Origin of the sequence: Rathayibacter tanaceti (genome assembly GCF_001634385.1) — a bacterium.
GTDB lineage: Bacteria > Actinomycetota > Actinomycetes > Actinomycetales > Microbacteriaceae > Rathayibacter > Rathayibacter tanaceti.
Genome location: NZ_LIIN01000112.1, coordinates 1 through 9535 on the forward strand (window position 1 = coordinate 1; position 9535 = coordinate 9535).

The following is a 9535-nucleotide window of genomic DNA, read 5'->3' on the forward strand; positions in this document are numbered from 1 at the left end:
GTTGTTGCTTGCGTCATACGCATTCACCCGGTTAGGCTGAAGGAAGTTTCTTTCCCTCTGCCGCCGTGGCAACTTGTATAACCTAGCACATCCGCAAGCCGTGTCAAATCCGGCCACTTCGCTCTGTCGTCACGCTAATTCGCGCTCCCACCTTGCTTGACTCAGGACCTGAGTCCTGCGCCAGGCGGCGAAGATGCCGGATCCGAAGGATCCTGCGGCGGCTTTACATCCTCGCGGCAGACCCGCCGTGAAGGCTTGTCTTGCCGAAGGGATGGTCCCGATTGAGGCCGGGACGTGGGAGCTGCTGCTCTTTCCGTTTCCCTGCGGCCTTTGTGGCGACTAGGAATAAGCTACGCAGAGGTCGGCGCGGTGTCAAACGAAGACCCCAAATCGCGCATCCCGGGCGTGTCGAGACGAGGTCCCCGCAGCCGACGTCCCGCGCTCCCGACACGCCGGCCCTCGGCTCCGCTCCGCCCCGCAACGAGAACGAGGAGCGCGCGGCCCGGATCACTCCGGTGCTGCGCGCTCCTCGGCGGGCGAGCGAGGGCTACGCCCCGATGCCGACCGCCTCCGCTGAGACGTCCGCCCCGGGGGCCGACGGCTCGAGCGCCTCCGCGACCCGCTGCGCGAGGGAGGTGTCGACGTTCGCCCAGTACTGGAGCACGCGCTCGCGCAGCTCCGGACGGGTGACCTTCGACACGTGACCGGCGATGTTCGAGACCAGTCGCGCACGCGCGGCATCGTCGAGGACCTCACGGTAGAGCGTGCCGGCCTGACCGAAGTCGTCGTCCTCGGGGTGCAGGGTCGCCGCGGCACGCGTGAGCTCGCCGTCGGTGTCCCAGCCCGTCGACTCCGCAGCACGCGCGGGGTCGGCGTGGGCGCCGCCGGTGGTGTTCGGCGCGTAGACCGGGACCTCGGACTTCTGGAAGTCGAACCGCATCGGGCCGTCCTTCGAGTACGAGTGCACGGGCGACTTCGGCGCGTTGACCGGGAGCTGCGCGTGGTTGGTCCCCACGCGGTAACGGTGCGCATCCGCGTAGCTGAAGATGCGTGCGAGCAGCATCTTGTCGGGGCTCGCCGCGATCCCGGGGACGAAGTTCGAGGGGGCGAAGGCCGCCTGCTCGATCTGCGCGAAGTAGTTCTCAGGGTTGCGGTCGAGCGTCATGGTGCCGACCTCGATCAGCGGGTAGTCCGCGTGCGGCCAGACCTTGGTGAGGTCGAACGGGTTGAACCGGTAGCTCTTCGCGTCCTCGTAGGGCATGACCTGCACCGAGAGGGTCCAGGACGGGAAGTCGCCGCGGTCGATCGCGGACGAGAGGTCGCGGATGTGGAAGTCGGCGTCCTCCCCGGCGATCTGGTCGGCCTGCTCCTGGCTCAGGATCTCGATGCCCTGGTCGGTCTTGAAGTGGTACTTGACCCAGAAGCGCTCGCCGGCCGCGTTGATCCACTGGTAAGTGTGCGAACCGAAGCCGTCCATGTGGCGCCAGGAGGAGGGCAAACCGCGGTCGCCCATCAGCCAGGTGACCTGGTGCGCCGACTCGGGCGAGAGCGTCCAGAAGTCCCACTGCATGTCGTGGTCGCGCAGGTGGCTGCCCGGGAGGCGCTTCTGCGAGCGGATGAAGTCGGGGAACTTGATGCCGTCGCGGAGGAAGAACACCGGGGTGTTGTTGCCTACGAGGTCGTAGTTGCCCTCGCTCGTGTAGAACTTCAGCGCGAAACCACGCGGGTCGCGCCAGGTGTCGGGCGATCCCTGCTCGCCGGCGACGGTGGAGAAGCGGGCGAGCATCTCGGTCTCGACCCCGGGCTGGAAGAGGGCGGCACGGGTGTAGGCGCTGACATCGCCGGTGGTGGTGAAGCGGCCGAAGGCTCCTCCGCCTTTGGCGTGGACGACGCGCTCCGGAATGCGCTCGCGGTTGAACTGCGCGAGCTTCTCGACGAGGTAGTGGTCGTGGAGCGCGACGGGTCCGTCGGCTCCGACGCTCAGCGAGTGCTCGTCGCTGGCGACCGGCGCCCCGGAGTTGGTGGTGGTGAATCGTTCCTCGGTCATGTTCCTCCTGTCGGCGAGGGGCGCGAGCGCCCGCCGCTGCGGTGTCGAGCGGATGTCGTTCAGTGGGATGCCGCAGTCAAACAGTCGGGGCAGGTGCCCCAGAACGTGACATCGGCGGTGTCGACGGCGAAGCCGCTGGCCGTCGACGGGTGCAGGCACGGAGCTCCGCCGACGACGCAGTCGACGTCGGCGACGGCTCCGCAGCGGCGGCAGACGACATGGTGGTGGTTGTCGCCGACCCGCAGCTCGAACCGGCGGGGGTGACCCTCCGGCTCGATGCGTCGGGCGAGCCCGGCGTCGGTGAACGCCGAGAGGACCCCGTAGACCGCCTGTGCGGAGGTCTCGGGCAGGCTCTCGCGCACTGTCGCGAGGACCGTGTCGACGCCGGCGTGCGGATGCTCCTCGAGAGCGAGGAACACGGCACGCCGGGTGGACGTGACCTTGAGCCCGGAGGCTCGGAGTCGTGTGTCCACTGTCGTCATGCCGGTCACACTAGCCGAGTTGTCTTGACGGATTCAAAACAACCAATGCCGTGGCGCGTCCCGTCGGCGACCATCCCCGGACGCACGGGCGGCCTCCCACTCCGGCCCGGTCACGCGACCGGCCCCTCGGCCAGCACAACCTGCGCGGAGTGGGTGGCGCCGGCCGTGTCGACCCAGTCGATCGTCACCGACTCGCCGGGCTCACGCTGGGCGAGCGACGCCGACAGGGCTTCGGCGGAGGTGATCGCCGCACCGTCGACAGCGGTGATCGTGTCGCCCGCCTCGAGGCCCGCAGCAGCGGCGGGCGCACCCTCGACGACTCCGCCGATCACCGCGCCGCCCCCGCTCGTCGCCGCAGCACCCGATGAGAGCGAGACTCCGAGGAACGCCGGGTAGCCGATCTGCACCGTCGCCGTGTCGGCTCCGGCCTCGATCGCGGCCACGATGTCGAGCGCGTGCGCGATCGGGATGGCGAAGCCAGTGATGTCGGCCGTTCCACTGGACGCGGCGGTATCGATCCCGACCACCCGACCCGCGGAGTCGACGAGCGGTCCGCCCGAGTCGCCCGACACGATGTCAGCGTCGGTCTGGATCAGTCCGGTGAGGGTCTCTCCAGCGATCCCCGACTCCGACTGGGTGGTGATCCGCTGATCGAGCGCGGTCACCGTGCCGGAGGCGGCGACCAGGTCGCCGGTGCCCCCGGCGTTGCCGACGGCGGTCACCACATCACCCACGCTCACCCCGTCGGCATCGAGGGTCGCGGGAGTGAGGCCCGAGGCGTCGTCGAGGTGCAGAACGGCGATGTCGTTCGTCGAGTCGGTGCCGACGACACGCGCGGAGTAGCTGCGACCGGTCGACTCGACGGTCACCGACACGGCGGTGGCGCCCTCGACCACGTGGTTGTTGGTGAGGATCATGCCGTCGGCGGTGAGGATGATGCCGGTGCCCGCGGACCGCGCGTCCTGATAGCCGAGGTCGGAGGTGATGGTGACGACTCCCGCGGTCTGCGCGCGCTCGCGGTGGTCGTGGCGGAGTCGGGTCGCGGCGAGCCGCCCGCGGTACCGCCCCCGTACGGCGAGACCGCGACGCCGCCGCCGAAGGCACCGCGCGAATCGCCGGGGTAGACCGTGGTGGTGGCGTTCGGGGAGGCGGAGGCGGGCGCCTCGGTGCTGCCTGCGTAGGCGACGCCTCCCGCCGCGACCGCGATCAGCACGGCGAGCCCCGCCCCTCCGGCGATCAGCGCGCGGCGGCGGCGGCGACGGTCGTCGAGGCGCAAGGCCCGGTTCTCGTCGGCGCGGATGCTCTCGGCGGGAACGGAGACGGTCGGGGCGAGGTGCGCCGCATCTCCGTCGGGCTGGGTGGGAAGCTCGCGCTCCGCAGGTTCGTGTCGCTCGTTCATGATGTCGTCCTCGGGGCCGGGGCCGCCCTTGACGGCGACCGGCCCCCATTCCACGACCGCGCACCCCGCTTCGACTGGACATGGACTCCGCGTCGGCTGGATATGAACTATGCCGAACCTATGAGTGATTGGATGGTTGTGGCTACAACCATCGAGGACTAGCGTGTCAGCGGTGACCACCTACCCCGCCGACCTGCTCGCCCCCGACACCACGATGGGCGCGGTTACCCTCCGCGTCGCCGACCTCGATGCGATGATCGCCTACTACCGCGACGCCGTGACGCTCGAGCTGCTCTCGCACGAGGGGTCCGTCGCCGTCCTCGGCCGCGGCGGCACGGCAACTGTGATCCTCCAGCACGCCCCCGAGCTGACGCACGCCTCGCCCCGCAGCGCCGGCCTGTTCCACACCGCGATCCTCTTCGAGTCGGAGGCGGCGCTCGCGGCCGCCGTGCACAGCGTCGCCACGCGCCACCCCGGCTCCTTCACCGGCAGCGCAGACCACCTGGTCAGCAAGGCCTTCTACTTCGACGACCCGGAGCACAACGGCGTCGAGCTCTACTGGGACCGCGACCGCACCCAGTGGTCGTGGACGCACGGGCGGATCGAGATGGCAACGCTGTTCCTCGACCCGAACACCTTCCTCCGCGAGCACCTCACCGACGAGGCGATCGCGCAGCCCCGGCTGGGCGCAGCCTCCGTGGGGCACGTGCACCTCAGCGTGGGAGACGTCGCCACCGCGAAGGAGTTCTACGTCGACCGGCTCGGCTTCGAGACGACGATCGCCGCGGGCGGCCAGGCACTGTTCGTGTCGGCGGGCGGCTACCACCACCACATGGCGATGAACACCTGGAACTCGGCGGGCGCGGGACGGCGGCAGCTCGCGCTCGGTCTCGGGCAGGTCGAGATCGTCGTGCCCGGCGCCGACGACCTCGGAGCGCTCGGCGAGCGCCTCGGACGAGCAGGAGTCGCGACCCGCGACGACGGGCGCACGCTGGCCTTCGAGGACCCGTGGGCGAACGCCATCCGCGTGACGGCGGGCTGAGGTCCGGCTCCGTGGGCCGGGCGCTTCCGGCGGTGGGAGCCGGGCCAGGGCGTCGCCGGGGACAGCGGAACGCCGCGGGTACGATGGATCCGCGGAAGACCGCACTCCCCCGAGACTCCGGAGAACACGGTGCCCACGATCGTCGTTGAAGTCATGCCCAAGGCCGAGCTGCTCGACCCGCAGGGGAAGGCCGTGGCCGGCGCACTCGCGCGACTGGGCCACTCCGCACTGCACGGCGTGCGGGTGGGCAAGCGCTTCGAGATCACCGTCGACGAGGTGACCGACGAGGTGCGCGCCTCGGTGCAGGCGATCGCCGACGAGATGCTCTCGAACTCCGTGATCGAGGACGTCGTCGGGATCCACTACCCGGCGGAGGCCGCCCGATGAGGATCGGCGTCATCACCTTCCCCGGCTCGCTCGACGACCGCGACGCCCAGCGCGCCGTGCGCTTCGCGGGTGCGGAGCCGGTCGCGCTCTGGCACGGCGACCACGACCTCGACGGGGTGGACGCGATCGTGCTGCCCGGCGGATTCTCGTACGGCGACTACCTGCGCTGCGGCGCCATCGCCTCCCACTCGCCGATCATGCGCGAGGTGGTCGACGCGGCGAACGCCGGGACCCCGGTCCTGGGCATCTGCAACGGCTTCCAGATGCTGACCGAGGCGCACCTGCTGCCCGGCGGCCTGATCGCGAACGACATCGGATCCTTCGTCTGCCGCGACCAGCGCCTGCTCGTCGCCAGCACCGAGACCGCCTGGACGAACGGCTTCGAGCCCGGCCAGGAGATCACGATCCCGCTGAAGAACGGCGAGGGCGGCTACATCGCCTCGGCCGAGACGCTGCTCGAGCTGGAGGCGGAGGGGCGGATCGTCGTCCGCTACCTCGGGCACAACCCGAACGGCTCGATGAACGACATCGCCGGCATCAGCAACCGGCGCGGCAACGTGGTGGGGCTCATGCCGCACCCGGAGCACGCGGTCGAGGAGGGCTTCGGGCCCGACACGGCCGCCGCGATGCGCTCGGGCGTGGACGGGCTGACCTTCTTCACGTCGGCGCTGCGCTCGCTGCTCGCGTCGGCCTGACGCAACCGGTTTGGGAGCTCCGCCCGCCCGCGACGCACGAGACCCCCGGTTCCGGTTGGGGGTCTCGTGCGTGATGGGCGATGTTCGCGGGGTCAGGCCGCGACGAGCTTCGCCAGGTAGGTCGCGGGCTTGAGGGACAGGCGGGGCTCCGCCTGACGGAAGGCGTGGATGGCGGCCACCTGCTTCCGGGCCTCGATGCCGCGCTCCGCGAGGACGCCGCGACCCCAGTCGACCGCTGATGCGACCGCCGCGGGGGTGGTCGATGCCCCGTCACCGAAGATGGAGACGAGCTCCTCGGTCGGGTCGGCGTGGTCTCCGAGGAGACCACTGAGGGGAGATGCCATGGTGAGTTCCCTTCTCTCGTCGTGAGGTGCGCGCCGCGGAAGACCGCACGCGTCCTCATCTTCGCCCGCGGTCCGCGGACCGCCATGGGACGGAAGTGCCGTTCTGAACCGGCGGCCTCGTCCCGGAGGACTAGGACGTGCCTTGGGGGTGGACCGCACGAGTGTCGTGATTCTCTCAGGTTAACGGTGGGCCCCTTGGCTAGGGTGGCAGCCGGTCGGGAATCCCTCCGCCCGAGACGCTTCCGGGGGGTGGCAGAGATTCGACGAGACACCATCCGGGTGAGCCTCGTCGGCGACGAGATCGTGGTCGCCGGTCTGCAGCGCCTGATCTCCGCCGAGGAGGACCTCGAGCTCCTCGATCACGGCGACGGGCGAGCGGACGTGTGCGACGCCGACGTCGTCGTCGTCTCGATCGACGAGCCGAGCGGCGAGCCCGCGGTGCGCGGACTCGCCGAAAACGAGGCCTGCGCGGTGCTCGTCCTCTCGGCGCTCGACGACGACGCGCTCGCAGCGCGCGTGCTCGCCGCAGGCGCCAGCGGCTACGTCCTCCGCGATTCGGGGGCCACCGCGGTCGTCAACGCGATCAGGGCGGTCGCGACCGGGAGCGTCCTCGTGCCACGTCGGCTGGCCGGCCGCGGCGCACTCGCGCTCACGCTCGACGACCCGGCGGAGGACCGCGGGGCTGCCGAGCGGATCGAGCAGACCCTGGCCGTGCTGAGCGACCGGGAACGCGACGTCGTCCGCCTGGTCGCGGACGGCCGCTCGAACGGCGAGATCGCGCAGGCCCTGCACCTCTCTGAGTCGACGGTGAAGACCCACCTGTCGAACTCCTACGCCAAGCTCGAGATCTCCGGCCGCGTCGCCCTCGCCCTGCTGATCACCGACATGCACCGCGGGGCCTGACCCGCGGGTCAGTACCCGCGCTGAGCGCGTCGCTCCTGAATCGTCTCGAGGCGCCGACCCGACTGGCGGCGGGCCATCGCGCCCAGGGCGCGCGGCGCGAGGATCATGCCGAGGACTCCCCAGGCGAGCGGGACGACGACCGCCAGAACGAGCCGCCCGCCCTCGAGCACGAACCCGGGCAGGAGGACCGCGCGGGCGAGCTCGCCCAGCCAGTAGACGGGGAAGACCGAGACGACGGCGCGGAGCCACTCGGGGAGGAGCTCGACCGGGAAGAAGACGCCCGAGACCAGCATCAGACCGTAGGCGACCAGCGAGAGCGGCAGGACCGCGAAGGGCGAGGACACGAGGCTCCCGAGGGTCGCCCCGAGCGGGACGGTGCAGGCGAGGGTGAGCACCGCGAGTCCCACCACTCCGATCCATCCCGCCGGGTCGCGGGGCAGGACGCTTCCGATGACGAGGTCGGAGCTGATCAGGATGAGGACCAGCGCGACGAGGTTGGTGACGCTCAGCGCGATCAGCTTGCCCGAGAGGTAGGAGGCCATCCCGAACGGGAGGGTCTTGGCCCGCAGGACCGAACCGTCCTCCTGCTCCGTCACCAGCTCGCTCGCAATACCGACCATGCCGCCGACGAACATCGACGCGGCGGCGAAGCCGGCGAGCACGGAGCGCACGCCGTCCGCGCCTCCGAACAGGTCCAGATCGAGGAAGCGGAAGACGAGGACCAGGACGACGGGAGGCACGAGGAAGGAGACGGCGGTCCAGCGGAGGAACCGGCGGCGGAGCTCGATCCTGGCCTGGACGGCGGCGACGCGGGCGATGCCCCGGGCCGCGCGGGCGCGACTGCTCCGAGGCGCGGCGGACGTGGTCGTGGTTGCGGTGCTCACGGGCGGGTCTCCTTCTCGGTGGATGCGAGCTCGGGCGCGCCATCGACGGCCTCCGAGCCGGCGACGATGGCGAGGTAGGCGTCCTCGAGAGAGGCGCGACGGACCTCGAGTCCGGAGAGGTCCACACCGCGCGCCGACAGCCGGGCGAGGACGGGAGCCGGATCGCTCACGTGCTCGGTGTGCAGGCCGCCGTCCGCGCGCCAGCGGACGGTCGTCCCGGAGGCGAAGCGGTCGCGGAGCTCCTCCGGGGAGCCGTCGGCCTCGACGGAGCCCCGGGCGAGGATGACGATCCGGTCGCACATCGCCTCCGCCTCATGGAGGTCATGCGTCGCCCAGAGGACCGTCGTCTCCGGCGTCAGAGCACGGATGAGCTCGTGGAACGCGGCGCGGATCTCCGGATCGAACCCGGTGGTCGGCTCGTCGAGGAAGACCAGCTCCGGGCGCCCGATCAGCGCGGCGGCCACGTCGACGCGACGCCGCTGGCCCCCGGAGAGGGTCGCGAGGCGCCGGTCCGCGAGGTCCTCGAGCCCCACGGAGCGCAGCATCTCGCCGACGGGCAGCGCGACGCCCGGACGGGCGGCGTCGTGCGACGCGGCCACGAGCTCGAGGAGCTCGCGGACCCGCCAGGTCCCGTGATCGCGCCACGCCTGGAGGACGATCCCGATCCGGGAGCGCCAGACGGAGGGCGCGTCCAGAGGGTCGGCGTCCAGGACGCGGACGCGTCCGGCCGACGGGCGCCGGAATCCCTCCAGGATCTCGATCATGGTGCTCTTGCCCGCGCCGTTCGGGCCGAGCACGGCGATGCGCTGGCCCCGCTCGACGTCGAGCGTCACGCCCGCGAGCACGTCCTTGGCGCCGTAGCGCATGCGGAGATCCTCGACGCTGATGGCCGGCGAGTGCTGCGAGGTCTTCATGGTCACCTCCGGTGGGTAGTGGTGTGCTGGATGGAGTGGTCGACGAGCCTGCGGTCGAGCAGCCACGCGAGGAACGACAGATCGGTCGACGAGGGGAGGGAGCCGTGGGTCTCGTGGAAGTCCCACTGGTGCAAGGCGAAGCGCAGGGCGACCACGGCGTCGAGGAGGCCGGGATCGAGCGGGCCGCCGCCGGCCTCCGCGTAGCCGCGGTCGAAGGCCACCGCCGCTCGAGCGCAGGCAGCGTCGGACTCCCCCGCCGCTGCGGCGGCCAGCGAGAGCTCGGTGAGCTCGCCGCGGAGCCAGCCCCGCATCGAGCTCGGGGGGGGCCCCGAAACCCCGCTCTCCGGTCCGGCGACGACGACGACGTCTCCGCGCGGGTCGACGAACACGGAGCCGAGGCCGAAACGCCCCGTGCCACGCGGACCCCCTCGGACGGGG

Annotated in this window: 12 protein-coding genes; 4 read left to right on the forward strand and 8 right to left on the reverse strand. The window is 71.1% G+C overall.

Translation table 11 applies throughout. The features are described 5' to 3' along the window. Positions 1-547 precede the first annotated feature (547 nt). From ACH61_RS12155 to ACH61_RS18495, 4 genes are all read right to left on the reverse strand, one after another. Entirely contained in the window at positions 548-2047 is a 1500-nt protein-coding gene (locus tag ACH61_RS12155; protein WP_068212387.1) for a catalase, read from the reverse strand. Positions 2048-2106: 59 nt separating this feature from the next. Beyond that, positions 2107-2529, reverse strand: a complete 423-nt coding sequence (locus ACH61_RS12160; protein WP_068212400.1) for a Fur family transcriptional regulator — start codon at positions 2527-2529, stop codon at positions 2107-2109. Positions 2530-2639: 110 nt separating this feature from the next. Beyond that, positions 2640-3446, reverse strand: a complete 807-nt coding sequence (locus ACH61_RS16415; protein ID WP_068212388.1) for a S1C family serine protease — start codon at positions 3444-3446, stop codon at positions 2640-2642. Beyond that, positions 3443-3928, reverse strand: a complete 486-nt coding sequence (locus tag ACH61_RS18495) for a hypothetical protein (RefSeq protein ID WP_236713668.1) — start codon at positions 3926-3928, stop codon at positions 3443-3445. The genes ACH61_RS16415 and ACH61_RS18495 overlap by 4 nt, the downstream gene beginning before the upstream one ends. Positions 3929-4142: 214 nt before the next feature. On the opposite strand from ACH61_RS18495, the gene ACH61_RS12175 reads away from it, so the two are divergent. The 3 genes from ACH61_RS12175 (at position 4143) to purQ (ending at position 6052) form a co-directional block, all read left to right on the forward strand. Then, on the forward strand, positions 4143-4970 hold the full coding sequence (locus ACH61_RS12175) for a VOC family protein (protein WP_068212401.1): 828 nt from the start codon (positions 4143-4145) through the stop codon (positions 4968-4970). A gap of 129 nt (positions 4971-5099) precedes the next feature. Further along, a complete protein-coding gene (gene purS, locus ACH61_RS12180) occupies positions 5100-5357 on the forward strand; it encodes a phosphoribosylformylglycinamidine synthase subunit PurS (RefSeq protein WP_068212391.1) in 258 nt (85 codons plus the stop codon). After that, positions 5354-6052, forward strand: coding sequence for a phosphoribosylformylglycinamidine synthase subunit PurQ (gene purQ, locus ACH61_RS12185; protein WP_068212392.1), 699 nt, complete (start codon positions 5354-5356; stop codon positions 6050-6052). Before purS ends, purQ begins: the two co-directional genes overlap by 4 nt. Positions 6053-6144: 92 nt before the next feature. On the opposite strand, the gene ACH61_RS12190 is transcribed toward purQ, so the two are convergent. Next, positions 6145-6396, reverse strand: a complete 252-nt coding sequence (locus ACH61_RS12190; RefSeq protein WP_068212393.1) for a hypothetical protein — start codon at positions 6394-6396, stop codon at positions 6145-6147. Between the two features lie 279 nt (positions 6397-6675). On the opposite strand from ACH61_RS12190, the gene ACH61_RS12195 reads away from it, so the two are divergent. Then, positions 6676-7299 (forward strand): response regulator transcription factor, encoded by a 624-nt coding sequence (locus ACH61_RS12195; RefSeq protein WP_082845238.1) that lies wholly within the window; start codon positions 6676-6678, stop codon positions 7297-7299. An 8-nt stretch (positions 7300-7307) separates the two neighbouring features. On the opposite strand, the gene ACH61_RS12200 is transcribed toward ACH61_RS12195, so the two are convergent. The 3 genes from ACH61_RS12200 to ACH61_RS12210 all read right to left on the reverse strand — a co-directional run. Further along, a complete protein-coding gene (locus ACH61_RS12200) occupies positions 7308-8183 on the reverse strand; it encodes an ABC transporter permease (RefSeq protein WP_068212394.1) in 876 nt (291 codons plus the stop codon). Beyond that, a complete protein-coding gene (locus ACH61_RS12205; protein ID WP_068212397.1) occupies positions 8180-9097 on the reverse strand; it encodes an ABC transporter ATP-binding protein in 918 nt (305 codons plus the stop codon). The genes ACH61_RS12200 and ACH61_RS12205 overlap by 4 nt, the downstream gene beginning before the upstream one ends. A gap of 2 nt (positions 9098-9099) precedes the next feature. Further along, the coding region (locus ACH61_RS12210; protein ID WP_236713669.1) for a hypothetical protein at positions 9100-9535 on the reverse strand (436 nt) is incomplete at its 5' end.

Bases quoted from the DNA above. Each gene is read 5' to 3' on its own strand.
- ACH61_RS18495 (WP_236713668.1), bottom strand. From the start codon at position 3,928: ATGAACGAGCGACACGAACCTGCGGAGCGCGAGCTTCCCACCCAGCCC.
- purQ (WP_068212392.1), top strand. From the start codon at position 5,354: ATGAGGATCGGCGTCATCACCTTCCCCGGCTCGCTCGACGACCGCGAC.
- ACH61_RS12155 (WP_068212387.1), bottom strand. From the start codon at position 2,047: ATGACCGAGGAACGATTCACCACCACCAACTCCGGGGCGCCGGTCGCC.
- ACH61_RS12190 (WP_068212393.1), bottom strand. From the start codon at position 6,396: ATGGCATCTCCCCTCAGTGGTCTCCTCGGAGACCACGCCGACCCGACC.
- ACH61_RS12175 (WP_068212401.1), top strand. From the start codon at position 4,143: ATGGGCGCGGTTACCCTCCGCGTCGCCGACCTCGATGCGATGATCGCC.
- ACH61_RS12160 (WP_068212400.1), bottom strand. From the start codon at position 2,529: ATGACGACAGTGGACACACGACTCCGAGCCTCCGGGCTCAAGGTCACG.
- ACH61_RS16415 (WP_068212388.1), bottom strand. From the start codon at position 3,446: ATGATCCTCACCAACAACCACGTGGTCGAGGGCGCCACCGCCGTGTCG.
- ACH61_RS12205 (WP_068212397.1), bottom strand. From the start codon at position 9,097: ATGAAGACCTCGCAGCACTCGCCGGCCATCAGCGTCGAGGATCTCCGC.